Origin of the sequence: Haloarcula marismortui ATCC 43049 (assembly GCF_000011085.1) — an archaeon.
Taxonomy (GTDB): Archaea; Halobacteriota; Halobacteria; order Halobacteriales; family Haloarculaceae; genus Haloarcula; species Haloarcula marismortui.
The window spans coordinates 1-26,293 of sequence record NC_006390.1; the positions used below are offsets into that span (position 1 = coordinate 1).

At 55.5% G+C, this 26,293-nt stretch carries 35 protein-coding genes; 12 read left to right on the forward strand and 23 right to left on the reverse strand.

From position 1 onward, the window contains the following. Positions 1 to 358 precede the first annotated feature (358 nt). From RR_RS00190 to RR_RS00200, 4 genes are all read left to right on the forward strand, one after another. Complete coding sequence (locus RR_RS00190; RefSeq protein ID WP_007189823.1) at positions 359 to 745, forward strand: hypothetical protein; 387 nt, start codon at positions 359 to 361, stop codon at positions 743 to 745. 152 nt (positions 746 to 897) lie between these two features. Then, positions 898 to 1,050, forward strand: a complete 153-nt coding sequence (locus tag RR_RS22150; RefSeq protein WP_007189824.1) for a hypothetical protein — start codon at positions 898 to 900, stop codon at positions 1,048 to 1,050. A gap of 56 nt (positions 1,051 to 1,106) precedes the next feature. Beyond that, the gene (locus RR_RS00195) at positions 1,107 to 1,523 is read left to right on the forward strand and encodes a TRAM domain-containing protein (protein WP_007189825.1); all 417 of its coding nucleotides are present in this window, start codon (positions 1,107 to 1,109) and stop codon (positions 1,521 to 1,523) included. Positions 1,524 to 1,713: 190 nt separating this feature from the next. Then, positions 1,714 to 2,310, forward strand: coding sequence for a site-specific integrase (locus RR_RS00200; RefSeq protein ID WP_011222149.1), 597 nt, complete (start codon positions 1,714 to 1,716; stop codon positions 2,308 to 2,310). 110 nt (positions 2,311 to 2,420) lie between these two features. On the opposite strand, the gene RR_RS21165 is transcribed toward RR_RS00200, so the two are convergent. From RR_RS21165 to RR_RS00210, 3 genes are all read right to left on the reverse strand, one after another. Next, a complete protein-coding gene (locus RR_RS21165) occupies positions 2,421 to 2,759 on the reverse strand; it encodes a hypothetical protein (protein WP_011222150.1) in 339 nt (112 codons plus the stop codon). Then, positions 2,756 to 3,079 (reverse strand): MarR family transcriptional regulator, encoded by a 324-nt coding sequence (locus tag RR_RS00205; RefSeq protein WP_011222151.1) that lies wholly within the window; start codon positions 3,077 to 3,079, stop codon positions 2,756 to 2,758. Before RR_RS00205 ends, RR_RS21165 begins: the two co-directional genes overlap by 4 nt. A 136-nt stretch (positions 3,080 to 3,215) precedes the next feature. Further along, positions 3,216 to 3,500 carry a helix-turn-helix transcriptional regulator gene (locus RR_RS00210; protein ID WP_011222152.1) on the reverse strand — a complete coding sequence of 95 codons (285 nt, stop codon included), beginning with the start codon at positions 3,498 to 3,500 and terminating at the stop codon, positions 3,216 to 3,218. A 277-nt stretch (positions 3,501 to 3,777) separates the two neighbouring features. Between RR_RS00210 and RR_RS00215 the strand changes: the two genes are divergently transcribed. Next, a complete protein-coding gene (locus RR_RS00215; RefSeq protein ID WP_049938391.1) occupies positions 3,778 to 4,716 on the forward strand; it encodes a replication factor A in 939 nt (312 codons plus the stop codon). After that, positions 4,717 to 5,451, forward strand: coding sequence for an RPA family protein (locus RR_RS00220; protein WP_011222154.1), 735 nt, complete (start codon positions 4,717 to 4,719; stop codon positions 5,449 to 5,451). 2 nt (positions 5,452 to 5,453) lie between these two features. Here RR_RS00220 and RR_RS00225 read toward each other — a convergent pair whose 3' ends face one another. The 5 genes from RR_RS00225 to RR_RS00240 all read right to left on the reverse strand — a co-directional run bounded on the left by RR_RS00225 (position 5,454) and on the right by RR_RS00240 (position 8,410). Continuing rightward, positions 5,454 to 5,657, reverse strand: coding sequence for a hypothetical protein (locus tag RR_RS00225; RefSeq protein ID WP_049938392.1), 204 nt, complete (start codon positions 5,655 to 5,657; stop codon positions 5,454 to 5,456). Positions 5,658 to 5,858: 201 nt separating this feature from the next. Beyond that, on the reverse strand, positions 5,859 to 6,305 hold the full coding sequence (locus RR_RS22720; protein WP_011222156.1) for a hypothetical protein: 447 nt from the start codon (positions 6,303 to 6,305) through the stop codon (positions 5,859 to 5,861). Continuing rightward, positions 6,306 to 6,833, reverse strand: coding sequence for a winged helix-turn-helix domain-containing protein (locus RR_RS00230; protein WP_007187709.1), 528 nt, complete (start codon positions 6,831 to 6,833; stop codon positions 6,306 to 6,308). It abuts the gene before it with no gap. Between the two features lie 420 nt (positions 6,834 to 7,253). Continuing rightward, positions 7,254 to 7,646, reverse strand: a complete 393-nt coding sequence (locus RR_RS00235; RefSeq protein WP_011222157.1) for a hypothetical protein — start codon at positions 7,644 to 7,646, stop codon at positions 7,254 to 7,256. Then, positions 7,643 to 8,410: a ParA family protein gene (locus RR_RS00240; RefSeq protein WP_011222158.1), complete on the reverse strand. Its 768-nt coding sequence runs from the start codon at positions 8,408 to 8,410 to the stop codon at positions 7,643 to 7,645. The genes RR_RS00235 and RR_RS00240 overlap by 4 nt, the downstream gene beginning before the upstream one ends. 164 nt (positions 8,411 to 8,574) lie before the next feature. Here RR_RS00240 and RR_RS00245 point away from each other — a divergent pair, with 164 nt between their 5' ends. Beyond that, positions 8,575 to 9,090 (forward strand): type IV pilin, encoded by a 516-nt coding sequence (locus RR_RS00245; RefSeq protein ID WP_049938394.1) that lies wholly within the window; start codon positions 8,575 to 8,577, stop codon positions 9,088 to 9,090. Between the two features lie 373 nt (positions 9,091 to 9,463). Here RR_RS00245 and RR_RS00250 read toward each other — a convergent pair whose 3' ends face one another. The 5 genes from RR_RS00250 to RR_RS00270 all read right to left on the reverse strand — a co-directional run bounded on the left by RR_RS00250 (position 9,464) and on the right by RR_RS00270 (position 13,621). After that, positions 9,464 to 10,045 carry a ParB N-terminal domain-containing protein gene (locus RR_RS00250; RefSeq protein ID WP_011222160.1) on the reverse strand — a complete coding sequence of 194 codons (582 nt, stop codon included), beginning with the start codon at positions 10,043 to 10,045 and terminating at the stop codon, positions 9,464 to 9,466. Positions 10,046 to 10,266: 221 nt separating this feature from the next. Then, positions 10,267 to 10,479, reverse strand: a complete 213-nt coding sequence (locus RR_RS00255) for a hypothetical protein (RefSeq protein ID WP_011222161.1) — start codon at positions 10,477 to 10,479, stop codon at positions 10,267 to 10,269. Between the two features lie 294 nt (positions 10,480 to 10,773). Then, entirely contained in the window at positions 10,774 to 11,589 is an 816-nt protein-coding gene (locus tag RR_RS00260) for a polymer-forming cytoskeletal protein (protein WP_170221543.1), read from the reverse strand. Positions 11,590 to 11,884: 295 nt separating this feature from the next. Beyond that, complete coding sequence (locus tag RR_RS00265; RefSeq protein WP_011222163.1) at positions 11,885 to 13,003, reverse strand: hypothetical protein; 1,119 nt, start codon at positions 13,001 to 13,003, stop codon at positions 11,885 to 11,887. A 78-nt stretch (positions 13,004 to 13,081) separates the two neighbouring features. Further along, a complete protein-coding gene (locus RR_RS00270; RefSeq protein WP_232508495.1) occupies positions 13,082 to 13,621 on the reverse strand; it encodes a hypothetical protein in 540 nt (179 codons plus the stop codon). A gap of 236 nt (positions 13,622 to 13,857) precedes the next feature. On the opposite strand from RR_RS00270, the gene RR_RS00275 reads away from it, so the two are divergent. Continuing rightward, entirely contained in the window at positions 13,858 to 14,577 is a 720-nt protein-coding gene (locus tag RR_RS00275; protein ID WP_011222165.1) for a hypothetical protein, read from the forward strand. 97 nt (positions 14,578 to 14,674) lie between these two features. On the opposite strand, the gene RR_RS00280 is transcribed toward RR_RS00275, so the two are convergent. The 8 genes from RR_RS00280 to RR_RS00310 form a co-directional block, all read right to left on the reverse strand. Further along, a complete protein-coding gene (locus RR_RS00280; protein ID WP_232508496.1) occupies positions 14,675 to 17,455 on the reverse strand; it encodes a replication protein H in 2,781 nt (926 codons plus the stop codon). Positions 17,456 to 17,836: 381 nt separating this feature from the next. Then, positions 17,837 to 18,139, reverse strand: coding sequence for a hypothetical protein (locus RR_RS00285; RefSeq protein ID WP_232508494.1), 303 nt, complete (start codon positions 18,137 to 18,139; stop codon positions 17,837 to 17,839). Then, entirely contained in the window at positions 18,132 to 18,386 is a 255-nt protein-coding gene (locus tag RR_RS00290) for a hypothetical protein (RefSeq protein WP_011222168.1), read from the reverse strand. Before RR_RS00290 ends, RR_RS00285 begins: the two co-directional genes overlap by 8 nt. After that, on the reverse strand, positions 18,383 to 19,003 hold the full coding sequence (locus tag RR_RS00295) for a hypothetical protein (RefSeq protein WP_011222169.1): 621 nt from the start codon (positions 19,001 to 19,003) through the stop codon (positions 18,383 to 18,385). The genes RR_RS00290 and RR_RS00295 overlap by 4 nt, the downstream gene beginning before the upstream one ends. Then, positions 18,993 to 19,211: a hypothetical protein gene (locus tag RR_RS00300; RefSeq protein ID WP_011222170.1), complete on the reverse strand. Its 219-nt coding sequence runs from the start codon at positions 19,209 to 19,211 to the stop codon at positions 18,993 to 18,995. Before RR_RS00300 ends, RR_RS00295 begins: the two co-directional genes overlap by 11 nt. Further along, the gene (locus tag RR_RS00305; RefSeq protein ID WP_011222171.1) at positions 19,208 to 19,525 is read right to left on the reverse strand and encodes a hypothetical protein; all 318 of its coding nucleotides are present in this window, start codon (positions 19,523 to 19,525) and stop codon (positions 19,208 to 19,210) included. Before RR_RS00305 ends, RR_RS00300 begins: the two co-directional genes overlap by 4 nt. Next, the gene (locus tag RR_RS22155) at positions 19,467 to 19,754 is read right to left on the reverse strand and encodes a hypothetical protein (protein ID WP_137440585.1); all 288 of its coding nucleotides are present in this window, start codon (positions 19,752 to 19,754) and stop codon (positions 19,467 to 19,469) included. The genes RR_RS00305 and RR_RS22155 overlap by 59 nt, the downstream gene beginning before the upstream one ends. Then, on the reverse strand, positions 19,751 to 20,029 hold the full coding sequence (locus RR_RS00310) for a hypothetical protein (RefSeq protein WP_049938396.1): 279 nt from the start codon (positions 20,027 to 20,029) through the stop codon (positions 19,751 to 19,753). The genes RR_RS22155 and RR_RS00310 overlap by 4 nt, the downstream gene beginning before the upstream one ends. Positions 20,030 to 20,713: 684 nt before the next feature. Here RR_RS00310 and RR_RS00320 point away from each other — a divergent pair. From RR_RS00320 to RR_RS00330, 3 genes are all read left to right on the forward strand, one after another. Next, on the forward strand, positions 20,714 to 21,043 hold the full coding sequence (locus RR_RS00320; RefSeq protein ID WP_011222174.1) for a hypothetical protein: 330 nt from the start codon (positions 20,714 to 20,716) through the stop codon (positions 21,041 to 21,043). Further along, positions 21,040 to 21,303: a hypothetical protein gene (locus tag RR_RS00325; RefSeq protein WP_049938398.1), complete on the forward strand. Its 264-nt coding sequence runs from the start codon at positions 21,040 to 21,042 to the stop codon at positions 21,301 to 21,303. Before RR_RS00320 ends, RR_RS00325 begins: the two co-directional genes overlap by 4 nt. A gap of 506 nt (positions 21,304 to 21,809) precedes the next feature. Next, positions 21,810 to 22,367 carry a C2H2-type zinc finger protein gene (locus RR_RS00330; protein ID WP_011222175.1) on the forward strand — a complete coding sequence of 186 codons (558 nt, stop codon included), beginning with the start codon at positions 21,810 to 21,812 and terminating at the stop codon, positions 22,365 to 22,367. A 228-nt stretch (positions 22,368 to 22,595) separates the two neighbouring features. Here RR_RS00330 and RR_RS00335 read toward each other — a convergent pair whose 3' ends face one another. Continuing rightward, positions 22,596 to 23,081, reverse strand: a complete 486-nt coding sequence (locus tag RR_RS00335) for a metal-dependent hydrolase (protein WP_011222176.1) — start codon at positions 23,079 to 23,081, stop codon at positions 22,596 to 22,598. Between the two features lie 255 nt (positions 23,082 to 23,336). Between RR_RS00335 and RR_RS00340 the strand changes: the two genes are divergently transcribed. Next, positions 23,337 to 25,775: a DEAD/DEAH box helicase gene (locus RR_RS00340; protein WP_011222177.1), complete on the forward strand. Its 2,439-nt coding sequence runs from the start codon at positions 23,337 to 23,339 to the stop codon at positions 25,773 to 25,775. Positions 25,776 to 25,803: 28 nt separating this feature from the next. On the opposite strand, the gene RR_RS00345 is transcribed toward RR_RS00340, so the two are convergent. Further along, positions 25,804 to 26,193, reverse strand: a complete 390-nt coding sequence (locus RR_RS00345) for a hypothetical protein (protein WP_011222178.1) — start codon at positions 26,191 to 26,193, stop codon at positions 25,804 to 25,806. Between the last annotated feature and the right edge of the window lie 100 nt (positions 26,194 to 26,293).

Consider the following 26,293-nt stretch of genomic DNA (forward strand, 5'->3'; position numbering starts at 1 on the left):
CAGTCTGGCTGCCTGTAGCTGCAGAAAGAACACCACTGCGCTCGTCGGATGCACTGAGTCTACACCTATCGCCGCCCTCACACAGGTCAATGCCAGTCTCGGCCACCGCCTCCGGTCAGTTGCTCCTGTTAATTGGAATGGATGCTCTCGTGTGAGTAGGGCGCCACAGTCAGACTGCGGTCATCCTACGAACACGAAACCGGTGGCAGACTACGGACAAATATGGCTGGATTAGTACAGTATTCTGTCACTCTCTGTATGGTCCTGAAACAGTCTGGTAAGAGATTGTAAGAGGGAGACACTGGAATGGAGTGGACAGCGCCGATGCCCTTTTCTCAAATACTGCTAATCCGTGGGCATGGCCAATTCAGTCATGCTGGGGCGAAGTGTAGTCCAGCGAGGGGGCGTCAGTCTGTATCTGAGTATCGACCATGGTTGGCAGGAGGCCGCCGGCTTGGACGTCGACGATACGTGCCGACTGGAGATCGAGGAAGTTGGTGACGCGTCGCTGACGGTGGCGCTGTTCATCGATAAAGACTACGGGACAGTGGCAGACCCACCAGGGCAGTTCGATATCGAGCCAGTGGACATCCAGACCGATCTTCAGTGGTGTCTGCCCGCCGATATGCGCCACGAGTTCGGTATCTCCGAGGAGTTCACATACAGTGCCGAGTACCACGGCGACGGTGAGATCCACTACGAGCTCACGTCGCCGACCGTTCGCGACGACCGACTGCTTGCCTGAACTGGAGTGGCGGTAGTAGTAGGTGTGCCCGTGACGGCGGAGCAAACGTTTCTGTTGAGTGGCCTGAGACCGTGGCTAAACGCTTATATCCGAGGATAGGCAATTTTTGCGTAGAAGGAACACTGTCACACGCTCCTTCCATTCCCCTTTCCATGTCTGATGACACGCAGCGTCTCGGCCGGTGCCCAGACTGTAGCGAGCGTATCACAACTCCGTGGCTGCTGGTTGAATACGAGAAAGACGATGGTACAGAGGGTATCTGGGCCGAGTGTCCGACGTGTGAAGACGTCGTTGCGCCGGAGTAGGCGCAGACAGCAGACTCAAGTGCGTCTCTGTAAGTATCTCGCATAGGAGACTAGTGATGGATATTCCTTCCCAACTTCGGTGTCTGTTTTCTGCGTCTATCGAAGAGCGCAAAAACTCCTACGTGGTCGAGATCCCAGAGCAAGAACTGGAGCTCGGTGATCTACAGCAAGGCGAGACATACCGTGTCGCGGTTTTGTCGCTGCCGACGGATACTGAAACCGAGGAGCCGCCCAGTTCAGAACCACAGCGTGAACGTGAGCCACCAGAACCGCCAGTCGAAGAAGGTGAGCAGCGCACTGTCGACATCGAAGATATCGGTGACAAAGGTGACGGGATTACCCGTGTCGAGCGCGGATTTGTTGTGATTGTTCCAGATACTGACATCGGAGAGCGTGTTACTGTCGAAATCACTGATGTGGGCAAGAACGTCGCCTTTGCAGATGTGGTTACGCGGCTCTCATCGAACGGATAATCCAATGGATTCCTTCAGATGTGCCACGACCTCCGGCAAGGCTCGTAGTTTGCTAAGCCCCGGCGGTAGCAGTAACGACTTGTATAACAAGTCGTAACAGATTCGGTGTTTGACAGCGGAAATCCGGTGTGTATACCCCTATTCCTACCAACCACTAGATACTTTACTAACGGAAATAAAAGTAATCGTAATGCGTATCGAATCGACTGCTGGAAACGAGCATAAGGTGTGGCTCACCGACAGTGAAATCGAAGAACTGCGCCGAGCTACCAACAGCCAACGCGACGACATAATCATTCAACTCGGGGCATTTGTCGGCCTTCGGGCATTCGAGATTCCACAGGTGTGTCCTGCCGACGTAAAAGAAGCTGAGAGCGGCCAGTACCGACTCAGAGTCACAGCTGGGAAAGACACCAGCGGTAACGGTGGAAAGCCTCGCGATGCCTACCTCCCCGACCGCGTTGAGCGCGATCTCAAACGGTATCAGAACGAACACAACATCGCTCCCAACGACCCATTCATCGATCTGACTCAACCCGGCGTTCGCGCGGTTGTCAGGCGTACCGCCAACCGTGCAGCACAAACGACCGGCGAGGACGATTTCGAGAAAGTGAGTACACATGACCTCCGGCGCCGGTATGCCCAGCGACTCCTCGTCGACGAGCAAATGAATCCTCGCGTGGTGATGGCTGTCGGTGGTTGGGACAGTTTCGCCGCCATCGAGCCATATCTGAACGCACCGAGTGAGGAGATTATCGACCAAGCTTTTGCTGAGATCAAGCTTTGACTGAGGGCAATGGCGAATTCAAGCGCGCAATTCTGATTGGTCGATGAGAACCCTGCTGCAAGCGGTACTATGCAGTGGTCAGTACAGGAAATAAACTGACCGGGCGAGTCTCAATCTAGTCCTCCGATGAGCGTTGCTGCCTCTCGGGCGATAGTATCGACGGTGTCTACTCTCAGTTGCCCTTCAATTTCAGCAACATCGGCGTGTTTAATCGTGACCAGAACCCACGGATTGACGTAACTTTCACGAGGGAGTCCGCCACTTGTGAAGTCTTTTTTCGCAAGCGGGATTGCAGCGGAACGACGTGTCGTTGTGACAACCGCATAGACAGCTTCTTCATCACGAAATGGTGGATCTTCTGTGCTCAGACAGACGTATGGGCGATATTCGTGGGGTCCCAAAAGGTCCGGTCCTTTCACGACGGTACCCCGGGCATATTGCTCGGTCATGTATCTGTGTCTGCGTAGTAGTCGTCGGTTGTTGATGCCGAGCTTGCAGCCTGCTGTGCTGCGAACGAGGCGAGTCGGTCGTCGTCTGCAATAGCCCAGTAGCGGCCACGATGGCGGACAAGTCCTCGATCTTCCAACCGTGACAGCACGACACCGACGCTCCCGCGAGGAATGTCGGTCGCCTCGTAGATTTCAGTCTGTGTGAACGCCTGATCGTCATTGGCTGCTAAAAAAGTGAGAATCCTGTGGGGCTGTGTCCCCTCCGTAATGTCGAGGGTATCTTCGGACTCATCTTCGAACCGGTCAATGTTGATTGGCATGTGTAGTAATATGTTATAGACTGTAATAAACGGTTTGGTGCGGTCAATCCGCACACTTATCGAACAGCGTATTCAACCACTCAGGGCTGAAAAATAGCTACTGCGTGAACTACGATGCTGCCCCTGATACAAGCTGTCAGGAAGGGTGAGTGGTTATGTGCTGCCTCTCCCACTCACTCCGAGCAGTAAGCTCCCGTTCACCACGCTGTGTGGTTGCATAGACATTGGTCCGCCCGTCTTTCTCTCCTTTTTCGACGAGTCCTTTCTCAACAAGCGTGTCCAGATTTGGGTATAGCCTCCCGTGATAGATATCTTGCTGATAGTACTCATCTATCTCTTCTTTGATCGCCAGGCCATGAGGCTCGGATAGCCCATGTACTATATGGAGCAGGTCACGTTGGAAACCGGTTAGATCGTGCATTTCACCGCTAACTACCAGCCTGGTATCGTTAATCCCAGTGAACCTACTGTACTACGCTCATCAGAGAGAGCACAAGGTCCACCCCCGGCAGAGAAGAATGTGTGTACATACGCGGAAACCAGACGGCTTACATCCGAAACCAGTCAGCCACTGTCCAGTGATTGACACGGGACAGTCGGAGTGGCGCAGCTTCACTTTCACCACGATTTGCATGGGTTTTAGACCACGCCAAGCGTACCGCCAGCCGTCTCCCATCGCAAACGAGACGGAGAACACTATGAGCAACTCTAATATACAGCAGGAAGCCCAAGACATCCACGACCAGTTACCAGAATCAGTTGATGCCTCCCCCGAGGACATTGAGGAACGGCTCACCACACTTGTCGACGACTACAGAGTCCCGCTCGACGAAGCTCAACGCAGTGTCGTAAGTACCTATCTTTCCGACAGCGATGTCGACCGTGACGATGTCAGCAGCGAGAACGAGAATCAACAGGTCGATCTCGAGGAAATTACCGAAGCCGAACAGTGGGTCGATATCACCGCGAAAGTCGCCGACCTCTGGGAGCCCCGTAGCGACTCGATAGCACAAGTCGGCCTTCTCGGTGACGAAACTGGAACCATCAAGTTCACCAAGTGGGCCAAGTCCGACCTCGAAGCACTCACTGAAGGCCAGGTCTACCGCCTTGGAAATGTCGTCACTGATGAGTACCAGGGCCAGTATTCGGTCAAACTCAATCGGACCACCACCATCGAAGCACTCGACCAAGATATCGAAGTCGGCGACGACACCACCGACGCTGAAGGGGCACTCGTTGATATCCAGTCAGGTAGCGGGCTGATCAAACGCTGCCCCGAAGACGACTGCACACGTGTCCTTCAAAACGGGCGATGCAGTGAACACGGCGAGGGTGAAGGCGAGTTCGACCTCCGCATCAAAGGCGTGATTGACAACGGCGATACAGTCCAGGAGGTCATTTTCGACAAAGAGGCGACTGAGCAGGTCGCCGATATTACGCTGGCCCAAGCCCAAGAGATGGCCATGGACGCTTTAGATACAAGCGTCGTCGCCGACGAGATACGTGAGGTGACGCTTGGGCGGTACTATCGCGTTCAAGGCCCTGAACTGGGCCGGTATTTGCTCGTCAACGAGTTCGAGCAACTCGCCGAGATGCATGATCCAGAGCAACTCCTCATCACTGCGAGGTCGATCTAAATGAGCCAAGGACAAGCCCCGATGCGTGAACTCGCACAGCGGGCCTTCGCTGGGGAATTCAACGATGCAGGCTACACCTTTCGGGAGTCAGATGATGACCGCGCACCCGTCTATGCCCTGCTCCCGACAGGCGCGAAAGCAAACCGCGTGTTCGTCGTCGGCACCCTGACCGAAACCGATGATGTCGGCAGCGATGATGAGTACTGGCAAGGCCGAATTGTCGGGCCCACAGGGACGTTCTTTACCTATGCTGGGCAGTACCAGCCCGAAGCAGCCGCAATGCTACGAGAGGTTGACCCGCCCGTCTTCGTCGCGCTCGTTGGCAAGCCCCGAACCTATGAAACCGACGACGGCGACACCAACGTCTCGCTGCGACCAGAGCACCTGACCGTTGTTGATGCAGACACCCGCAATCGCTGGGTGACAGAAACAGCGAAGCGAACTCTTGAGCGAATCCAACGCTTTGACGACGATACCAACGAGTACGCTGCCATGGCTCGCGAAGAGTATGACACCGATCCTGACCAGTACCGACAAACCGTGATCCAAGCGCTCGAAGAACTCACCGACGACGCCGAAACTGTCCCGACTTCGCAGGATCAAGCCGGTGGCGTGACACCATCAACAGCAGAGGACGCATCCGGTAGTGCCACAGAGGTCTCAACAGACGAAGACAGTACGTCACAGTCGGGTGACGACATCGGCGACTTCGATACTACCGACCTCGATTCGTAGGGTTACTGCTCGCTTTTCGAGTCTTCAGAGCCATCCCGGTGTTCGGTAATATACAGCTGTCCGTCAACCTTGTACAGGTAGCCACGGTCGACCAGTCGTTCAACTACGTGCTCAGCGGTACCGACTGAGCGCTCTGTCTCACGCACTTTGGTCACGGCGGCATCAACCCCGATGCTGTCTCCGGGCTCAATTTCCTCGTAGAGCATATCATAGACAGCTCCTAACGATCCAGGTGGGCGATTACGCCTCATATGTGATTAATACAATTTCACTCGCCGGCTACCTATGCATTGACTTCGGAGATAGTAGCAGTCACCTCTGATTAGATGTACCGGTAGCGATCGTTGCGAAAGCGGTTTGTTACTCATAGAGAGATGAAACAACTGCTCAGTAGATGTGCAAGCTGCTCAATTCTCCCAGAGCGTTTGGATACGTCCCTCAATAGCATCAAGAACCGTAGAGTAGACATCTAGTGGGTGGCGTGATGACAGTGACAAGTCGGTGGCTTCCACTGCGGTTGGTGGTTCATGGAAGTGCAGCCGTGCGTTGTGTGGATTGGGATGACAATCCCAGCGACACTCCCATCGGCTATCATCCTCGTATGTTTCAACGTAGTGGAACGAGAAATCTCCGGTCGTGAACCAGCGAATATCGAGCCGAGCCGCTACAACGGTCTCAGGATACTGTCCCACGTCGACTAAGGCGTGAAGCAGGCGAGGTTCGTAGCTGTCGGGGTCGAATTTCGTCTCGAAAATGAGTGTCTCAGTTCGAAGATGCCGGGCCAGGAGTTGTAGCGTCTGTCGGTCGGGTGGACCAGGCGATCCTGAATTCAGAGTAGTTGGGTCTGGCCCCATCTATGCCGAAATTAGGTGCCCATCGTTCTCTGCGAGCTGACGGGCGAGTTCGTACAGTCGAATATCCCGAATGACACTGCGCCACTCACTGACTGCAGTCATCCGGTCATGAATAGCCTCGTGGCTGCCGTGGTCGTAGACGTTCACAGCAGTTGGATCGGTAGCGCCAAATTTATCTTCATAGTCGGCCCGATCTTCTTCAAGTTCACTGACTCGGTTGATGATCTCTTTGACAGTCAGTTCGTCGGCAATCCGGCTGGCATCTTGCCATTCTAGATACCCCTCGTTGCGTTCGTACTGCACGGGTCGGCCGTCATGGTTCACGCTGATAATGCCCATTTTGGCCAGTCGATCAAGATGCTTTTTCGCAGCGTTCGGAGAACAATCTGCAACGTCTGCAATCTCGGCAGCGGGGGTGGGTGAAGTAATCCCCATAGCGACATCGTAGACACGACTGAACGTATCCTCCCCCTGCTGCCACCGTGGTTCGGTGGCTGTTGACTCCGGTGCCGGATCAAACTCCGTCATTAGTATTGATAGGATACGAAGCGCAATATATCTTTTCGAAAAATCAAATATATGCGTTTCTCCTCTGGGGACTCTGGAATCATAAGAACGGTGAGTTGGTCAAGCAGTAGGCACGCTATACTGACCGACACAGCCTGAATTATCAAAAATGTTATATGTGGTGCAGGGATCAAACACCGTTGGGGTCCGGTCCACCACCCCAATGGCTTCTCGCTCCTGATGAGTTATTTCGTGAATCTCGCGTGAAGTACCTCGGGGACAAGGCCCAAGACACTCGGCCTGTTCCGCCTGTAGAACACTTCTTGCGCCCCTTCGATATCGTGATCCCAAGGCGATAACGTGCAAAGCCGAGTTAGAAGGGTGACTTTCTATGTGCTACCCTGGGGTTGGGATAGGGAGATGCCGGTTGCAGAATCGCGTTCACTCGGTTCCATCAGTATTGTGGCCTTCCAATCGCTGCGCGATGTCCTCAACGTCCATTTCGTCCACCTGCTCCAACCCGAGCTCGACGAGGAGCGGGTAGAAGTGCCGAGTCTTCTTTAGATCCACATCAGAGTTGCTTTCCGAGAGTGCAAGATCAAGGCGCTTGAACGCGGCCGTGACCTCATCGTCGAGGTCATCATCTAAGTAGAAGCTCCTCACGTTCCATTCTTTCTTGATGTTCTGTGCTTTCTTGTTCTTCTGTGCGTTCTGTGAAGTACTTGAACTCATGTCGGTCTGTGATTTCGTATCGTTCAGTGACTCATTGTCGTCTCCGTCACCGTCAGCATCGAAGCGCCTCGACAGACGATCGTCGAGATCGTCGCCGCTCATGGCGCCACCTCTTCACCAATCTCGGCATACACAGCCGCCATATCGACATCTTCGGCGTCGTCAGCGAACACTGACCCACCGCTCTTTACCGCACGCTTCAGGGCTGCTCGGGAACGGATGATCCATACCGGTACACGACCTTCGAACCGGTCCTCGTACCAGTCAATGCTGGATTGCTGCTCGTTATCTAGTGGGTAGCTGACGTTCGAAACGATGACTCCGAGGATGTCGATTGCGGCTCCATAGTTGTCTTCGAGAGTATCGAGTTGGCGGAGCAAGTGCGTCAGCGCCAGCTGACTGGATTCGTCGGCTTCGACCGGGACGAGAAGATTCTCCGCAGCGAGGACAACGTTGTCGTTCAGCGGTCCGAGACTTGGTGGGGAGTCGATGACCATGACGTCCCAATCATCGACACTCTCGAGAACGTCGCTGAGTCGGAGCCTGGGGCGCATTCCGGAGCCGATGAGTTCCTGCTCCAAGTGGAACATATCGATGTTTGCGGGGAGCAAGTCGTATTCGTCGTGTGTGACGACGAGGTTCCGGATATCGTAGTCAGACGGCGAGTTCAAAGCGTCTGCGAAGTTCGGTGAGTCAGCCTTGTACGCCTCTTTGAAACCGAGACGGTGGGTGAGATACCCCTGTGGGTCCATGTCGATGGCCAGGACATCCAGGCCGCGATCGGCGAGCCCGCCGGCAACGTTGATCGTGTTCGTCGTTTTCGACACGCCCCCTTTCTGGTTCGTGATTCCGATTCGTTTCGTCATGTCGTTCCTATCGTTCTGTGAAGTCTGTGAGTTCAAATAACTACGTCAGACATAGGACAGGGACCATGGAATCACGAGCTTCGACGTCTGGGTTCCAGAAAGCCGACGCACGCACCGTCCCTGAGTGTGAAGTATTTTTACTAAACGAGGGGTTGTATATTGTAATGCACCTGAAACAGTTGTTGTGCACTGATGACGACGCAGTTTCGCCAGTCATCGGGGTTGTGCTCATGGTCGCAGTTACCGTGATCCTCGCGGCTGTCATTGCAACGTTTGTATTAGGAGTAGGCGATAGCGTCAATGACACTGCGCCACAGGCAAGCTTCAATTTCAATTATGAGCAGAATGGCGGGGGCTCAGATGAGCTTGCAATCACCCACAATGCGGGGGACGCCATTGCGGGCGAGAATCTCAATGTCACCTCTACCGGTGCTGCAACTGAAGATGATGACAGCGCAAGTATTGGTACCGATGTGTTCACTGGCACAATAGACGCAGGAACAACAGCGACTATCAACAATACGACCTTCAAAAGAGACTCTGACAACAAGGTCCTTAGCAGCGCTGGTGGACCAGACTCACGGCTCAATCTCTCTGCCGCGACTGTCAGGGTCGTTTACATTGATACCAGTAGTGATAGTTCCGCAACGCTTGGACGCTGGGAAGGTCCCGATGTCTGACTGAGCTACCGGAGTCTTGATTCGTGATACTACTGTCTGCATATTACACTGGATTATGCGTATACCACGGCAGTAGGCTGTACTAATGCTGATGGATGACACGGGCCCACTGATTGGTATATAATACGCTCTGTGTCGGTATCAGGTAGACCGTGACAAAGTGGATTGAGAGAGTGCTGACACGCAGTGGAACAGGGTGATGTCGGTTGGGGCTTCTTGCGCGTCAACTCCAGAGTCCGCCGTCAGCACTCAAGCTGGCGATGACGAGGGCAATCAATGTTGATAGATCCATCTATCGCTTGATCCTACTGATGTCAGCTGTGGGGTCGATATCGAATGGGTCCTGTGCCTTCTCAGCTACACCTGCTGCAGTTCAGTCACTTTCACTGTTGGCATCGTCAGAACTGTCTTGCGCCTCGGCTTCTGGGCCATCTTCGGAATCGTTCGCGTCATCGGAAGTGTTGTTGAGTTGACTCCGGTGGGCGACGGCGAACAACTCGGCGGCTTGGTCGTCGGTCACATCGATGACTTCGACGGGATGGTGGTCGAGACCAGCGACACGAGCGGCCTTGATGCGTTTGTGGCCGTTGATGATCGTCCCATCCTCTCGCACGACGGGGAAGCTCTTGGCGTACTGGTTGCGGTAGCAAGACCGGATTATGCTATCCTTCGGTTCGAAATCGAGATCGTGGTCGGGGAATGGCTGGAGTTCGTTGACATCCCACCATTCGACCCGTTTCTGTGGTTTGATGACCTCAACGATATCTGGCGTGCGAATGAAGACGCTGCCGAGTTCCTCTGTGTTGTCGACGGTCACAGTGTGCATTACGACACTGCCTCGGCTGTGGTGAACACGTTCGACCCATCCCTCGTATGTTCGCCCCTCTGTGACGACACGGGCGTACTTGCCCTGTAAGGCCCTGTCCATCGAGTCATGAAACGGGTTGTTGGTCATTCTTGGAGTGGCTATGTGCTCTTCTCGAAGTAGCTCAGAAATCGGTTCACATCACTGCACAGTCCGCTTAGAAGCATACTTTTTGTGGCGGCGACTGAACGTATAAACTACCCACCTTCTCGTTGAACCGTCTAAACCACTACCCTTCTGCTGCCGAAACCGATTCATTCCCAATTATCAGTTGATGTGACTGACTGACAAAAAGTGCTTCCAGCAGCATACTAGTCATTGAATTCCCTTTTCACATAGTGGAGCAGATTATCCGCTGCAAATGTGGGAATGAAGTCCTGTAGTAGTGTATCCCGCTCCACGTTTCTACCCTCAGAGACATCCCCTTCAATCGTGTTGAGACGGATGGCTTCTTTCTCTATGACGGGAGAAATATCCACTTTCGGAGTTGCCTCTCTCGTCTCTCCTGTTTCTAAATCTTTCATCCAAAGCGTCCATCGCAAACCGTCGGTCCCGATACCGACTAAGTATCGTTGGTCGACGTCGCGTAGATACTTGCAAGAAGTATCCTCTTCAAGATACTCTCTGATATCATCGGTAGCCTTCTGCAGCGTGTCATATAATACGTCTCACGCTCTCTAACTGTCGTTTAGACAGCCCTGACCTCGCGCTTAACTCCGTGGTTTCGCCATTCACTAGTTCTATTCAACATAGAAGGTGTGAATTATATTTGTTGAGAACTATTGTATGACAGTCTCTCCAGAGCTACGTACTCCATCCTACGCCTGAGAGACAGTTCCACCGGCGTCGACAGACCCTTTTATCTGTTCCTTCTTACCGAGAGAAACGTCTCCATCGGCGTTGACAGACCCTTTTATTTGTGCCTTCTTACCGAGTGAAACGTTTCCATCGGCGTTGACAGACCCTTTTATTTGTGCCTTCTTACCGAGTGAAACGTTTCCATCGGCGTTGACAGACCCTTTTATTTGTGCCTTCTTACCGAGTGAAACGTTTCCATCGGCGTTGACAGACCCTTTTATTTGTGCCTTCTTACCGAGTGAAACGTTTCCACCAGCCTCCACAGACTGCTTGACTTTCGCTTTTGAATTAAGAACCACGCAGCCGACGGCATTAATATGGTTGTGAACTATTACGTTTGACAACAGCTCCACAGTCTTGCCTTCGTCAATGGTCTCTTCAGTATCTTCTTGAATTACCAGACGTGGGCCGGCACAAGGATTAGTTACCTCAACTGGTGTCGACCGTGACAGCGATACGCTAAAGTCTCCGGTCGCTGTGTCAACGGCCTCTAAAGTGAACTCAATCTGGTCGGGTTGTTTTGCTGGGTTCACATCGACAGTGAACTTGGCTTCTCTTTCGGAGGGAATCGGCTGCTGTTGGGTGTCGGTAGGAATCGTAACGCCGTCGATATCTTCGGTAAGACTAATATCAACACGCAACCGCTCTGTTGTGTTGTTCGTTACTGTGACGAGTGGGCTCCCAATAGTTGCCTCAACCGGCTTCTCGACATCAACTCCAACGAGCGCAGACGTATCATCAGCGGTGTCGATATTGGTCTCTCGTTTAGCAGCCACATTCGAGAAGGCCCCCGTAACATGGATACTCGCTCCGCTGAGGCCACCGCCCACAAGCGACAGGAGTAATCTTCGTCGACTCAGGAGGCTACTTGACTCGCCTCGACTCCGGTTTCGGTGTTTAGACATGGAAGTGCGCTAGTGTCCGGTACAGCAATAATTTCAATCCGGAGGAATATAACATCTCTTGTCTTCTGGAAGGTGTATAATAGTTTTCTGACATAAACAGTATTCAAGAGAATACTGGTTGAGTAGTTCAGGTCGAGCAATGCTCTGCTGCAGTAACGTAGCAGTGCTATCTAATGGTTGGTACATCGAGATCCGGGACCAGTCGATACCCAGTCACTGTACCGACGGCGGTAGAAACCGTGAGCGCCGTGACTAACTGCGAAACCGGGCCGAGACCAGCGCTTGAAGCCGCTGATACGGCAAGCACTGTGAACACGAGCGCGGTAAGGCCGATTATCGCTTCCCGGACGGCGACACGGCGGAATCGGCGACGGCGGTCGCTTGGGTGCGTCTGGAGCACCGGGAGGACACTATGATATCGCGTTTGCACAAGGTAGTTCGTCACTACAGCGAGCAAGCCAGCGACGGTCGTCCATAGTCCCCAGCCAATACCAAATATCGGATCAAACTTGAGCGAAAATCCGCTCGGTTCTGCCGACTGCTGGTCTCCGGGTGACGGCGACACAGGTTCGGCCCCACCGCCAGCCACGGCTTCCGCCTCGTCCTGGGTGTCAACAGGCGTTACGGCCGGTTCATCGGTCGATATATCGACCTCAGTACCACCGCCACCGCCCCCGCTGGCAGGCGTTTCAGTCGGGTCATCCGCCGGCGTCACAGTCCCGGGGCTGACACCGCCCCCGCCGCCCACACTGCCGCCACCGCCTCCACCACCGCCGCCTCCGCCAGTACTTGGCTCGGCATCTGGAATTTCCATTGTGTAAGTCACTGTCTCCGAAAGAGACGCCGGGCTGTCAGCCGTTGTTGTCACAGCAAACCCGAGCGTTGCTTGTTCGTCTGGATCGAGGGTAAGTGTATTATTCGCTTCATCAACCGACTCGCGTGCGCCTGTGTCTGTGCTTCTGTAGATATCCAGCCACACACTATCGTGTTCAATCCGTATCGTCGCTGGTTCGTCACTACCGGTAACGCCCCCAAAACCGACGACAAACACATTGTCGAATACGGCCTTTGTACCGGAAATGACATCAACAGAGAGACGAAGCTCGCCGTTGCTGTCGAAGGATGCATAGCGATCACCATTGGGCGTGTCAGCCGGAGCCAGTGCAACCCCAGTGTCTTCCGCTGGAGCGAGATCATCAACTGGTCCTGAAAGTGGGACTGCGGCCGTAGAAATGACTGTTCCGCAGACGATGAGCGCGAACCCAAGAGCAACGTACCATTTCATATTATAGCTGAGAGAGACGACTTACGCAGACAATGCCAATGCCGGTCTCCACCTGCTACTCATCAGGTGGACTGCCGACTATGAACTATTGTAGTCCTCTTGGCGTGCTGCGAAAACGATTGAGTCTATATCACCGATTTCTGCGCCAGTGTGGTTCTGGAGATCGACGACAATTGTAAGCGTAACAGAAGCACCATCGGCTAAGTTAACAGCGTTGTTGCCTTCGCTACCGACGATTGAACTCCCGCTTTGGCCTGTTTTAATATCTAGTGCACTTCCGACAAGGTCTTTTCCCGATGTGTCTCCATCGTACTCGGTCTTACTGGAATCTACTGAAAGACCGACATTCTTGTTGCTGTCATTAGTGACTTTAAGTGCATTCTTGAATGTGGTCGTCGCCTTTTCATTGAGATCGGTCTGTTTGAGTTTGATTACGGACGTGTCTGCTCCGTCTGGAGAGTCCGTAACAATAATGCCGTTCTTATCTTCAGGGGTACCACCATCAGCATCACTCAGCTTATTCGCTTCAAAACTCAACAGCGCTGTTGAATCATCAGAGGTCTGAACATTAACTGACCGGGTCGCCTCGACCGAGGAGAACGCACCGGAGCCAAACACGCCACCAACAGTCGTACTGAGCGACCCAAGTCCGAGCAGGACATTTCGTCGAGTTACTCGCATTTGTTATGCGATACAATGCTAGCCCACCAGTTACTATTGGCGTGCTTGAGCGGGGTTAAGGGTGCCCATTAATTCGTCAAGCACGGCTTTATCCCGGCTCAAGCAACCCAATAGTAAGTCCCCGGACCCTGTTACAAGTGGTACGGCACGCATAACGTGCTGACTAACGAACTATGAATCGCAGAAACGTACTTACGGGACTTGGTGGATTGGCAATTAGTGGTGGTGCACTCTTTGGCACAGGCGCATTCACGAGTGTCAGTGCAACACGCTCAGTTGAAGTGAACGTCTTCGGCGACAGTGGCGGGACAACGGGTCTCGTTGACGATGCAAACAGCGATGAGGAAGAGAATATCGCAGAGACAATCACTGGAGGTAGTGGTGAGGATGAAACTGGTGGCGCTGTTGATGTGCTTATCAATACAGCGAACAAGTCCATCTCTGTCGCAGGACCGGACGGAGGGGATGTCAGCGCAACTAATCTGTTCCCGTCTGCCGCTAGCATTTACGGCGATGCTATCGATACCGAGTACGTGAGCCTTGTTGCCAACGACGTGACAATCGTTTTCGGCGACGAGCAAGGGCTCCCACCGAGTAGCTCAGTTGGGTTCAGCAACCTGTTTGCGTTCGTGCCAAACACAAATGGTACTGAGTTCGACGTTCGCTTCGAGAGCGATACGGCAGCTAATGCAAGCCTCCTCACAGAGATAGGAGGAACAGGTCTTAACAGTGATGATGACACGAGTAATGATCCAAGCTTCACCATTAGTGGTGTGTCCAAACCTAATGGTCAATCAGCCATAGAGTCGGGAGATATCACAGAACAGCCTGCTAGCGTCGACACCACAACGTCAGATAACACTAGTCAGACGCTCGATATAACTATCGAATAACTGTCATCGTAAGGACAGTCTGTCAGTTTACGGCTCAATCAAAAGCATATGCAGTTCTTTGGTGAAAATAGGGACATCCAGAGCGTCAGATTCGCGTTTAGTTTGCAGAACTGACGAGCGAAGCCTGGGTCGTCGTTGGATCGGGATCAAGCCCCAGCACGACCGATTTGGGGGATTGGTAACGCACTGATTCGGTCCCAGTAGTCAGTTTTTCCAGCGTCATCCCCTGCAGGTGAGCGACCAGCGACAAGACCGGTCGACAACTGGGGTGCTGGTCCAGCCACTCGTCGAACCGATCACCGCGTCCTGTCACAGCCAGCGTCAGTTCACCGCCGTAGTCGATCTCCTGGTGCCCCAATTCGTAGAGAACTTCCGCGATAACAGCCATTTCGTCGGAGAACGCCGGCCCGTAGGCCGTTGTGTCCACCTCAGGGGTAGGGGTTGCAGTCCGTAAATCGCCTTCCTCACCGTCGAATGGCAAGCAAATCCGCCATTCCGTCGCTCGACCCGGTCCAAGATCCTCGCGTTGGATGACGCCAGCGGCCTCGAGGTCGGCAAAGTACGTCTCGTTGTTCCGAAGCGTCTGTGTCGAGACGTCCAGAAGGTCGGCAAGGTCACCCGTCGCCAGGGGTTCATCGACATCCAGCAGTATCGCGACAGCCTCGGAGACCGACTGAGGTCCGAGATCGGGCAGGAGTTCGTCGACATCCAGCTCCGACAGCGCATACCGGAGATCGTCGGTCGTGAGGGTCCGTGGCTGGTCCGCCTCCCCGCCGAGGTGGAAGACAGCCCGCGCCGCAGCGAACGTTCCGCTCGTCAGGGCATGGAGGATCGAAACCGTCTCTCGGGTCGGTTTCAACGATTTGAGGCTCAGTTGGCGAGAAAGAGCGGTCGCAACAGCATCACGACGGTCGCCATCGACGATATCGAGGTTCACCATGAACGCTGAGAACCCATCGGCGCCGTCCTGCAAGTCCAGATGATCGTCAAGGTCCTCGAGGTGGGGTCGCATCGAGTCGACCGTTGGGCCAGCAAGCACCCAGCTGCCGGTCGTGTCACCGGTTGGGTCCGCTGCGTCGACGTCGGGTGTCGCGAGCAGTTGTGACCGTTTCTCTTCACGGTCCTCGTAGAGCACTCGGTACGCGGAATAGAGCCCGTAGCGGCTGGACACCGCAGTCTGGGTTGCGATCATCTTCGCGAGATTGTCTCGGCGAGTGCCATCTTCAACCGCCCAGTCAGGGACCTTGAGGACGCGAGTGATATCGATGCCGAGCATATCATAGATCCGGGAGACGGTTCCCAGCAGGCCGTGGGCGTTGCGCATCACCGTCGAGAGGCTCTCGTTCTCGTCGTCGTCGCCGTTGCCCTGGGCGTCGGTCGTCATCCGGAGTAGCTCATCACGAGCGTCTCGAAGCCGGGACCGGAGGCCTTCGGCGGTAGCGTCTTCATTCCGGAGATAGCCCAGACACCCCCCATCGCGGAGGAGATACGGGTCGGACACCGGGAGTCCATCCAATCCAGACCGGTCTGGCCCGCCAGCAAGCCGATTCTGCGTTAAGACCTGCTGAAACGCCGGTTCCGAGAGTAACGCCGCACAAAGACGGACCACTGTGTAGACCTGGTAGCCGGCTGCTTCGACTTCGACAACGATCTCATCGCGTTCCTCCAGGAATGAGTAGCTGACCCCACGAGAGTCCCCGGTCGAATCGACCGTGCGGGAGCAAAGCGCGATTTCACCGGGAGCAGCCGCCGAGACGGCCCCATCGTGGATGTGGCCATCAAGGAATGAGACGGTCGGAGTGGTGTTGGAGCCGCCGCGGGTGGCGGTCGCGGCCTCGCCGTCGGGCCGGTCCCCCTCCTCTCTCTCGGCGGTTGGGGTGTACACGGTACTGTGCTGAGATTTTGGGGGGTCAGTAACGCCGGGTGAATCGGCCCGCTGGCCGGAACCCGCTGCCTGCTGGCTCTCGTCAGTACGACCCGAACCGCCAGCAGACGGGACGTACGGCGAGTCAATCGAGAAGTCTGGGTGTTCGTCCAGCAGTGCATAGCCAGCCGGCAGCAACCGCACAGTCCGATCTCCAGAGCCATGAGATTTCACCAAGTCGAGGTCGGCCATACGCTTCATCCACGCGCGCAGCGCCTCACGAGAGGCCCACTCCAAGAGCGTGTGATTCTGCAGCGCGTCGTAGGTCAATTGCTCTCTGTCAGCGTCTGCAACGGCGTAGAGACGCTTCCAGTCCTCGTGGCGTGCGCCACGGTCGGCAAGCAACTCCCGGACGTGCTGGCGGCGCTGGGCAGTTCTGGTCGACGCGGAGTCGGACCCATATAGGCGCGACTCCAGGGAGTGAGTCACGCTGGCCGGCAGCACGTCGTCGAACTCGGTCAGCAGATGACGCTGGACGCGCGGCGTTGCGTTAGTCAGGATCACGTCGAGGCCAGCACTCAGTTCGACAAGGAACTCGATCAGCGACGAGCGCTGGGTTCGAGAGAGCTCCCACAGCTCACGCACGTCAACGGCAAGCGTGGGCTGGACATCGGCGGCTTCAAGCACCGCGATCGGCCCCTCCAGTACATCAGCAAGCGATGAATGAGTCCCGATAGATGTTGTGCCACCGAGCTGGCGAGACACTTCTAGCAGCCGGAACCACTGCAACTGTGAGTCGGCTGCTTGGGCGGCGAGTGCTGCGTAGTGGTGTTCAGCACCAACACCGGGAATCTCATCAGCGAGCGCCGTGACACCGCACTCTTCGATCAGTGTCGCCCGCCACTCGTCGCGAGGCACATCCGCGAGCAGTTGGCGTAGCGCTGTCAAGAGTGCATCCGAGAGTTGCGTATCGGGCTCCCAGAGAGCGCGATTGAGAGCCCGCGGGCTGGACACGGCATCTGGACCCAACCTCAGACCTACTGTGGAGTCTATCGACCCCTCGGGGCGAACGGTGATACTCGTCATTTGCGTCGAGTACGACCTTCTAACGGCTCTCTGGCGACACGAATAGGCCCGAACTGCGCAGAGATGGCTCTCGCTGTTCGGGCACAACGCTTATTCTATCCCGGTCAGAAACAGTAGGTGAGAACAACTGAGCGTTCGTCACCTTCTCAGCCGAGGTCGGTGGGACGACCCCGGCATCCTGCCTCTTACCGATTAGCGGTGAGTGTCTTCTCTGTGCTTGATGTTGAATCGGTTTGGTCGGCTGTGTGTTAAGTACGTCGGCTATTGTAACGGGTTGCGTCAGACGTACGTCTGACGATTTGCAGGCTCTCATTGTGCCACCTCTGCGCTGACCTGCATCCGCAGGCGTTCAGTCGCACTCTCGCTGCGGGCGTGTTCCTCAAGGACGATCACGTCGATCACGTCGCCGGACCGGGGCCACGCTTCCACGACAGCGACGAGATCGCCGTCGGCGACGGTCGACCTATCGATAGCTCCGTAGAGGTCACGAATGAGCGCCCACGGACTGTCGAGTGCAGCCTTCGCGTCAGCTTCGTCTTCCGGAACCCACTCCAGCACAGAGCCGTGCTGATTGCGACGAGCACGGACCCGCAAGCGGACTGGGTCAGACATCAGTCTGCCCCCGCGTTGCATCTCTGGCAGCCGCGGACCAGTTGTGACAGTCGAAGCACTGGGTTGCGTGTGGTTCGTCGCGAGATTCCGGTGCGCCATCGTACCACTCCCGGTCGACAGTCTCAGGGTCGAACGATTCTCCACACATCGTCAGACCGGAAACCCACTCGAAGCAGACCCCGGAGTGGCCGTTATCGAGGTTGACAGCCCAGCCGGTCGGGCTAAGCGTCTGATTCGCCGCCGTCATGCCAGATCACGCTCCTCAAGCAACTCGTCACGGCGGCCGTACAGCGCCTCGCTGTGGCACTTTTCGCATGGGACGCCACTGTCCAGCCGGTCCCGTGCAGCCTGTGTGACTGCCTGTGGATCGTCCACTTCTGTGAATCCCGTCCACTGCTCGTTGGCAATCGCGAAGTAGTGGTCAGCACAGTAGAGGTGGAACTCTGCTTGGTCGTTCCACCAGATGTGTGTCGCCTGCGGGAGGTCGTCGTCGTCCAGTTCGGCATCGATAGCCTCCATCAACCGGTCTTGGGCGTCGAAGAACCGCTCTACTGTGCCGGGCTCTGCTTTGGTAAGGTCGATACCCTCGAACGATTTGAGTTCGTCGAGGATCGACTCGATATCGGCTTCGGAGACGCGCCCGCCGTCGGACATGGCGATGGGCTTTGTTGCGACGGTCTCGCAGTCGGCTGTCTGAAGCAGGTGCGCCGTCGATGTCTTCACGTAGGTCCAGACGCCCTCGCAAGCCAGACACAGGACGTTGAAGCGGTCCTGTTGCTGTAGTTCGCCGTCACAGTTGTCGCGAGGACAGTCTTCGTGGTCCCAGCACAGCTCCGTGCCGGTCGCTGACTGCTCACTCTGCATTGTCGCCCTCCTGTTCGTCGCCTTCGTCGAGGACGATTCGTTCGAGGCGGGCCAGCCGCTGCTCGATATCGGCGTCGGAGACACACCCGCCGTCGGTCTTTGGCTCCCGAACCGGGCCGCCAACAGCGGCGACCGCGTCGGCGGTGGGCCAGCGCTCGTCGAGCGAGCGGCCGTCTGTATCGTTGTGGGTGCCGTGGTCGGTGCTCATGCCGACCCTCCCGTGGAGTCTTCGGGCACCTCAAAGCCGTTCTCGCGGAGGACATCAGCCGGTGAGCGGCCGGACCCGCCGTGGTTCCCGCGTGGGTCGGGCTTGTCGTTGGCTTTGGCTGCACAGACACTGCAGAGGCCATAGCGCTCGCGGTCGGTCTCATCGGCGACACGGAACACTTCGATGTCGTCGGTGCCGGCATCACACAGTGGCGTCGGGTCCTCGCGGGTGGCCTCGGGGGCTGGATGGTGGACTTTACCGTCGTTCCACTGGGATTTGGGCATGACGTAGAACTCGTCGTCGGTGGGCGTCATCTGACACCTCCGTTGTGGCAGTGATGCGGGCAGACGATGGCGCGACCCGGAGGCCGCGGGCGTGACCGTACTCGGTGCCGTCGCTGACTGTGACCCGGCGTCGGCACTCGGTACACAGCGCTTCGTTGCGAGCGCGTGTGATCGAGACTGTGGAGGGCTCGGGTGGCTGGGCGACCAGATGCGGGTGGCCCTGCAGGTAGGCCGGGCGGTTTGGGCGGTGCATACTCATTGTGGGCCTCCGCTGACGGCGACCAGCACCTGTCTGGCTTCGCGCGTGCGTTTGGTTGTGGTGTCTATCTGTGCGAGCGCGAGTCGGACTGTGCAGGCGTCTACTCGTGCTTGGCTGTGGCTGCGGTCGTAGCCGGGCCGGGATAGAACAGTCTGGCAGTCCTCGATGACAGCGGCGTCGGTGTCGGCTTCGGTGAGGAGTCGTTTCGCGGTTTGGAGGCGACACTCCTGTCGGTCCTGTGCGGTATCGTTATCAGAATGGTGTGTGTTCGTCATAGTGCTGTGCGTGACCGGGTCAGCGGGGCCCCAACCCCGGTGGCTCGATTTTAGTAGCCTATTACTCCCCGGTAAGCCACGCATATTCGGTGATGTACCATCACAAGCACTTAGTGCTTTGCATAGATTAGTGCAAATATGGGACTAAAAAACGCAGAATGCACTTATTGCACGAATTCCAGAACATTCGGTGGGAATAAGCGCCAAGTTACCGACGGTAGAGATATGCCCCCAGAGGCCCGTCGGGAACTGGTTTTGGAATTTGTCGTTCATCACGATATACCACTGCCACCACTCGCAATCTGGGCTGGTTTGAACCGACAACACAGGGTCACGTTTTCGTACAGAACGATGCAGAATATTCTGAGTGATCTTGTGGATAACGGAGACTTGTTCAAAGTGGATACAGAGAAACTCCGTGACGGCGAAATTTCGCAGATTGAGGGCGATAGTTCTTCCCGACGAGCATACTATTTTGCGACGGAACAGGGCATAGAGCGAATTGAGAATAAAATAGACGATAAATAAAACTATTTTTTCGTAGATAGACGAAATTACTAAGTGGCCGGAAGCCGTGACTACTGAGTAGGAACAGACGCGCCGCTGGGCGATTTCGTGCCTTCGAGAACACGAGTTGCCCACCCTGCTAGAGACAGGGCAGGCGCGTCGGTTCCTGCAAAACCCATGAGTAAGTCTGCTTCGCCGACTGGTAAATCTGTCGGCACGACTGACGCACATCCACAGGAACGTACCGCCCGCGAACTGCTCACCCAGGGCCGCCCGCTCTTCTTGGGCGTCGATGGCGAAGGCGCGGCCCACTACTGGGACTCGTATGAATTCGCTGTGGCCGTCGTTGCGACGGACGACCAAGCCGAGAAAGTCCCACTTGCTGAGACGCCGTATGAAACACTCGCAGGCTGGTGCGAGTACACGCAGGACGAACGCGGCTGGGCTGTCGGCCCACACGTCGGCGGCAGTATTGTCGACGATCTCGCTCGGGGGCTGGACGGATGAGTAAGACCGTTCGCTGCACGGTCGAGAACCGCCAGCGCGTTCGGCGGGCCGCCCGAGCGCTACGAGAGACGGCCCCGACCGCCGTAGTCGAGACGACGCCGCCGGTGCGCTCGGAACACGACGCTTGGACGCTTGATGCCGTGTTTCCCGAGACTGAGGGTGTCCCGCCGGAAGTGCTTCGGGAGCTGGCGCTGGCCGGGCTGACGCTCCAGCCGACGCCCACGCAGGCTGAGCATCAACACGTCGTTGCGACGGCCTGAACTGGGTAGCGATACCTCTATTTTTTGGCGACTTGCATAGCTATTTGACATGGGTTGCGATGGTTTCCGAGACTATTCCTGACAGTTCGCGACCCCGCGCCGACAGTGAGTACAACTGGGCAGTAGAGCATGGGGAGCACGAGGGTCGGCGAACTGGTTCGTAGAAACAGTCTCATACGGTGGTCTCGACGACACACTCAAACCGAGTGTATCTATATCACTTATAGATGGGTCAGCGAAGGATTTTCGATGCCATTCGTGAGGGTGACCCGAAACGGTGGCCGACTGGGGCAGTATACGACCTCGGTAAACATCCGGGATGGAGCACCATTGAGGGGAATGAGGCCCGGCTATCACACAGATCCCGTACCCCACATAGTACCGGCCACCCGCCCCGATCAGCGTGCAACAAACTGGCTTAAAATCCGGAATCACTGGTAATAGGCGACATACGAGCGTATGGAACACTGAATGTCGATCAGGAAGGAAATGTCTCAGACCCGCATATGGACGCAGAGTGGGACAGCTACCAAAGCGATGAATTCCACTGTCGGGATTGTGGCGAGAAGTTCCCGAACGAGGAAGCCGTCAAAGAGCACTTAAGAAAGGCACAGAAAGATGTCTGCTTCTGGCTGATGGGGCTTCCAGAGGCAAAGTGGAGAGATGCACCGCTGCCGGATTTCAACGACGAATCAGAAGAAGTCTCAATCGGTGGTCAAACCGTCCCCGTCCGTATGGGGCCGGCCTGCTCGCTCGCACTGGCAGAAAGTGGCTACGAAGGTCTGATCGAACAGTCGATAAAGGTGGGACCAATCCCAGCAAACTTCCAGTTTGACGACTGGGACAAGTTGACTGATGAGGCGAGTCCGCTGACTTATGACGGAGGTAGCCCCCGGCTTTCAAGGCGGCTACTCGCCAAAGCGGTCAAGCACCTCGCGGCCGGGGCAGGTGCAACATACAGTCCAAAGCGGTTCACGCTCTACAGAAATGGCGACCCAGAAGCGCCGATGGTTCTCGTTGGGAACGGCAGTGCAATTCTTATCGCCCCCCGAGTTCGAGATTGATCGCGAAAGAGCGGCAATATCCATGAAGAGCGTTCGCAGGTATATGTGCAGCAAGCAGTCCAAATCTGGCAAGCGATCACGGGGAAAGAAACTGCCTGCACGCTGACCGAGTCGGTCTGACTCTTCAGCGTAGGTTAGAGTGAGCTTCTAACAAGCAGTCATTTTTCTTACAGCAGCGACTGGAGGCTGCCGGCCAACAGAGCTCAAACGCCTGTACGATAAAATAGTTCACAGGCCGGCGGCTGTCCCGCCGGTCCAGATACCAAGCGTTGCGCTGGCAATTCCCAGCCCCAGCAGCGCGTAGTTCGCGAGTGGGTTCTTCGCTCTAACGATGTCGAGCGAGTACCGCGTGTCGTCAACGGGGCTCCACGGCCGGACACCAGCCGGCGTCAGTGCGTCGGCAGCGATATGCGACATGATAGTCCCTGTCCCGACAGCAAATCCGGTTACAGTCCCTATCAGCGAGGGCGCGATTGTCACAACTGTTCCGGCCCCAGCGAGCAGGAACCCGACGACCAGCGCAAACCAGACCGTGTGGGTCAGGCCACGGTGTGTTACACCCGGTAGGCGTTGATCGAGATCTGGGACCATCGCGAAGCCGACCGCTGTAATCCCGGCGACAAAGGCGAGCCTGACGAACCCGATGCTGATGAGGACCGCGCTGATTGGCGTAACGAACAGCAGCGCTGCGCCATAGTGGCCGTTCCGATACATATGGACTATACCGGATGAGACGAGTCACAGGGTACTAAAAATGAGCTGTGTCCCAGAAACCAGGCATAGTTTCAGACGGGCCCTTTGGCGGTTGAAGCTGTCATATCTGACGTTTACTCCGGAAACAGTGGTGTGCAAAAACGTACTCGATGACTTCACTCGATATATCCATGAAACACGACCGTTGAACTGTGAGTAATAGTACAAAAAATATCTAGCCAAAGTTTCAAATCAATTCATGGCATACAGCCGATAATGAGCCAGCACAACGCCCGAGAGACACTTTCTTGGCTCAAAGACCGAGGTCACTACAGTGGTCAGATTGTACACGAACGGACTGTCAACGGGCAAGAGGCGCAAACAGATTCGCTTTCGATACTGCCGTCAGTCAAGATTGCACTGTCTCAGTTTGGAATCGAAGACCTCTACGAGCACCAGATTAGTTCAATTGAGGCGACCCGAGCGGGTGAGAACACGGTCGTTGCTACTCCAACAGCATCAGGGAAATCGCTGACATATGCTGTTCCCGCATTAGAGCGGGCGGTTGACCACAGTGGAAAAGCGCTTTATATCGCACCGATGAGGGCGCTCATAAACGATCAGGCGGGGACGCTTCAAGCCATGGCGGATGCCCTTGGATTCGGTGAACAAGTTGACGTCGGCGTGAAAACAGGCCAGTCATCGAAGGCTGAAACGCGGAGTATCAAGCAGCGGCAACCAGATGTCCTCTTGGCGACAATCGATCAACTCCATCTCTCATTTCTCCCGTACGCACACTTAACCGATCACTGGCGATGGCTGTTCCAACAATTAGAGACTGTGATCATCGACGAAGTGCATACGTATAGAGGGTACTTTGGCAGCCACGCAGCGCTGATCTTCCGTCGGCTGAATCGATTGTTAGACCACTACGGGAAGGACCCTCAGTATATTTGCTGTTCAGCTACGATCGGAAATCCCGTTGATCACGCCGCCGCCGTCACAGGGCGACCTACGGACTCATTTACGCTCGTCGACAACGATACGAGTGCCTCCGGTGATAAGCAGTGGGTGTTCTGGAATCCACCACAGAAAGACCGTGAAGACGACTCTACTGCTGATGTAGATGAAGAGACAGCGTCCACTCAACAGGGGGCAGGTCAAGCCGGAGAAACAACGGCAACACAAGATGATAGCGATGTCGGCGGTGAACGACTCTCTCAGCACGTCGAGTCAGTCCGGATTTTTGCAGATCTTGTGACGCGGGGGTATCAGACACTCGTTTTCACCGCTGCTCGACAGGGGACAGAGCAATACGTCGACTGGGCCGACAGTAAACTCCGGTCGCGTGGTGAACACGACATTGCTGACTCCGTTCACGCATATCACGCTGCACTCGAGTCAGAGCGACGGCGAGAGTTAGAAGCCGGGCTAAAAAGCGGCGACATCCGAGGGCTGTGGTCCACGCGAGCACTTGAGTTAGGAATCGATATCGGATCGCTTGACGCAGTGATTCTTGATGGATATCCAGGGACCGGTATGAGCACATTCCAGCGTGCCGGACGTGCTGGCCGCGGCGACGATTCCTGTCTTGTCATCATGGTCGGGAGCGACAATCCGCTCGATCAATATCTGCTCAAAGAACCAGAACAACTCTTTGAGGGCGGAGCAGAGCAGGCAGCAGTAAATCCCAGCAACCGGTCAGCGCTTCCAGAGCATCTTGTGTGCGCCGCAGACGACCACTACCTGTCCCCCGATGATGAGCAATACTTCGGTGAAGCACTTCCAGAAATGGTGGACCAGTTGACAGCTGAAGGGAGACTTAAACGAACAAACGAAGAGCAGGTACGGTGGGAAGCAGCGAACAACGACATTCAAATCCAGACAGATATTCGAAATATCGACGAAGAAGAAATCAAGCTCGTCGACAGAAATCGGGGAGAAATACTCGGCAGTCTTGAACGAGATGCCGCCCTTCGAGATGCTCATCCGAATGCTATCTATATGTACGACAAACAGTCGTACAAGGTTGTCGAGTTGGATCTAGAAGAGCGAACAGCATATCTCGAAAGCGTTGAAACGAGCGAGTATACACGCGCACTCCGCGAAAAGGAGGTAACAGTTAACGACACGCTTGATACTCGGACACTGGAATTCGATGGTGAAGATATGAAGGCAACGCTAGGCTCGCTCACTGTTCGCAATCAAATCACTGGGTATCTGCGCTACTCCAGCCCGCGAGATGAATCGCCATCCGAGCACGAGTTCGAGACACCGCTACCCCCATCAGAAATAGCCACGACAGGGCTGTTCTTCGAGGCCCCACAGAAGATCGAACGGAAGATGCTCAAGCAGGTGGACAGTCCGGAGCAGTACCTCAGCGGTCTTCATGCCATTGAACACGCACTCATATCGCTGTATCCGAGCGAAGTCCTGTGTGACCGTGGAGACATCGGCGGGCTATCGACGGTCTCTCACCCGCAGACCGTCGGCGGGACTGTGTTCGTCCACGACGGCTATCCGGGCGGGGCCGGGTACTGTCGCGCTGCATTTGAACAGCTTGACTCGCTGTTGAGCCAGACAGCAGACCTCCTCGCTTCATGTAGTTGTTCGGACGGCTGTCCGTCTTGTATCCATAGTCCTCACTGTGGGAACGGGAATCGGAGCCTCAGCAAAGACCACGCTAACAGAGTTCTAAGAGATTTGATTGACTAGCCAGGACAGCCCCGAAATCGTATAACAGCTAAGAAGTCCGTTTTTCTTTTGCCCACTCAAGTGCCGGTTCAAGCTCGTTGAAGCCCTTCGTGACGACATCTTCAGCCTCGTTTTTCTGGCTAATTGAAAGGCGTGCAATCCCGTCAGCAACGTAGGCAGTGAAGTCGACACCCGACTCGGCGGCTACGGCTGTCCACTCTTCTTCGACGTGCTCTAGCACCTCAGAATCCATGTTCTCAACACCACCGATGGTGACAACGACGCTTTGCATCTCCGGGTCACTAGCTGTCTCGACGTAGTGCTGCTCGGCCGCTTTCATGTCCCCTGCTTCGATGGCTGCGGGGAAGTCCTCGATTTTCCAGATTCCAACGCCGTCTTTCTCTTCATAGTCAACATATTCGGATACTGAAGTTGCCATCACAAAGTCGTACTCGCGACATCCTACAAGAACCCACTCCAGCCATTTTCAAAAGTAGTACTCACAGTTCTTATCAGTGGGAATTTCTCGGTAATTGGTA

Coding starts and splice junctions, on each gene's coding strand:
- RR_RS00230 (WP_007187709.1), bottom strand. CDS start 6,833: ATGACGGAGTTTGATCCGGCACCGGAGTCAACAGCCACCGAACCACGG.
- RR_RS00335 (WP_011222176.1), bottom strand. CDS start 23,081: ATGTATCGGAACGGCCACTATGGCGCAGCGCTGCTGTTCGTTACGCCA.
- RR_RS00295 (WP_011222169.1), bottom strand. CDS start 19,003: ATGCAGAGTGAGCAGTCAGCGACCGGCACGGAGCTGTGCTGGGACCAC.
- RR_RS00220 (WP_011222154.1), top strand. CDS start 4,717: ATGAGCCAAGGACAAGCCCCGATGCGTGAACTCGCACAGCGGGCCTTC.
- RR_RS00255 (WP_011222161.1), bottom strand. CDS start 10,479: ATGAAAGATTTAGAAACAGGAGAGACGAGAGAGGCAACTCCGAAAGTG.
- RR_RS00300 (WP_011222170.1), bottom strand. CDS start 19,211: ATGAGCACCGACCACGGCACCCACAACGATACAGACGGCCGCTCGCTC.
- RR_RS00225 (WP_049938392.1), bottom strand. CDS start 5,657: ATGCTCTACGAGGAAATTGAGCCCGGAGACAGCATCGGGGTTGATGCC.
- RR_RS00275 (WP_011222165.1), top strand. CDS start 13,858: ATGAATCGCAGAAACGTACTTACGGGACTTGGTGGATTGGCAATTAGT.
- RR_RS00200 (WP_011222149.1), top strand. CDS start 1,714: ATGCGTATCGAATCGACTGCTGGAAACGAGCATAAGGTGTGGCTCACC.
- RR_RS00340 (WP_011222177.1), top strand. CDS start 23,337: ATGAGCCAGCACAACGCCCGAGAGACACTTTCTTGGCTCAAAGACCGA.
- RR_RS00215 (WP_049938391.1), top strand. CDS start 3,778: ATGAGCAACTCTAATATACAGCAGGAAGCCCAAGACATCCACGACCAG.
- RR_RS00265 (WP_011222163.1), bottom strand. CDS start 13,003: ATGAAATGGTACGTTGCTCTTGGGTTCGCGCTCATCGTCTGCGGAACA.
- RR_RS00205 (WP_011222151.1), bottom strand. CDS start 3,079: ATGCCAATCAACATTGACCGGTTCGAAGATGAGTCCGAAGATACCCTC.
- RR_RS00325 (WP_049938398.1), top strand. CDS start 21,040: ATGAGTAAGACCGTTCGCTGCACGGTCGAGAACCGCCAGCGCGTTCGG.
- RR_RS00310 (WP_049938396.1), bottom strand. CDS start 20,029: ATGACGAACACACACCATTCTGATAACGATACCGCACAGGACCGACAG.
- RR_RS00245 (WP_049938394.1), top strand. CDS start 8,575: ATGCACCTGAAACAGTTGTTGTGCACTGATGACGACGCAGTTTCGCCA.
- RR_RS00320 (WP_011222174.1), top strand. CDS start 20,714: ATGAGTAAGTCTGCTTCGCCGACTGGTAAATCTGTCGGCACGACTGAC.
- RR_RS00305 (WP_011222171.1), bottom strand. CDS start 19,525: ATGACGCCCACCGACGACGAGTTCTACGTCATGCCCAAATCCCAGTGG.
- RR_RS00285 (WP_232508494.1), bottom strand. CDS start 18,139: ATGTCTGACCCAGTCCGCTTGCGGGTCCGTGCTCGTCGCAATCAGCAC.
- RR_RS22150 (WP_007189824.1), top strand. CDS start 898: ATGTCTGATGACACGCAGCGTCTCGGCCGGTGCCCAGACTGTAGCGAG.
- RR_RS21165 (WP_011222150.1), bottom strand. CDS start 2,759: ATGACCGAGCAATATGCCCGGGGTACCGTCGTGAAAGGACCGGACCTT.
- RR_RS00210 (WP_011222152.1), bottom strand. CDS start 3,500: ATGCACGATCTAACCGGTTTCCAACGTGACCTGCTCCATATAGTACAT.
- RR_RS00330 (WP_011222175.1), top strand. CDS start 21,810: ATGGACGCAGAGTGGGACAGCTACCAAAGCGATGAATTCCACTGTCGG.
- RR_RS00190 (WP_007189823.1), top strand. CDS start 359: ATGGCCAATTCAGTCATGCTGGGGCGAAGTGTAGTCCAGCGAGGGGGC.
- RR_RS00240 (WP_011222158.1), bottom strand. CDS start 8,410: ATGACGAAACGAATCGGAATCACGAACCAGAAAGGGGGCGTGTCGAAA.
- RR_RS00250 (WP_011222160.1), bottom strand. CDS start 10,045: ATGACCAACAACCCGTTTCATGACTCGATGGACAGGGCCTTACAGGGC.
- RR_RS00345 (WP_011222178.1), bottom strand. CDS start 26,193: ATGGCAACTTCAGTATCCGAATATGTTGACTATGAAGAGAAAGACGGC.
- RR_RS00290 (WP_011222168.1), bottom strand. CDS start 18,386: ATGACGGCGGCGAATCAGACGCTTAGCCCGACCGGCTGGGCTGTCAAC.
- RR_RS22155 (WP_137440585.1), bottom strand. CDS start 19,754: ATGAGTATGCACCGCCCAAACCGCCCGGCCTACCTGCAGGGCCACCCG.
- RR_RS00235 (WP_011222157.1), bottom strand. CDS start 7,646: ATGAGCGGCGACGATCTCGACGATCGTCTGTCGAGGCGCTTCGATGCT.
- RR_RS22720 (WP_011222156.1), bottom strand. CDS start 6,305: ATGGGGCCAGACCCAACTACTCTGAATTCAGGATCGCCTGGTCCACCC.
- RR_RS00195 (WP_007189825.1), top strand. CDS start 1,107: ATGGATATTCCTTCCCAACTTCGGTGTCTGTTTTCTGCGTCTATCGAA.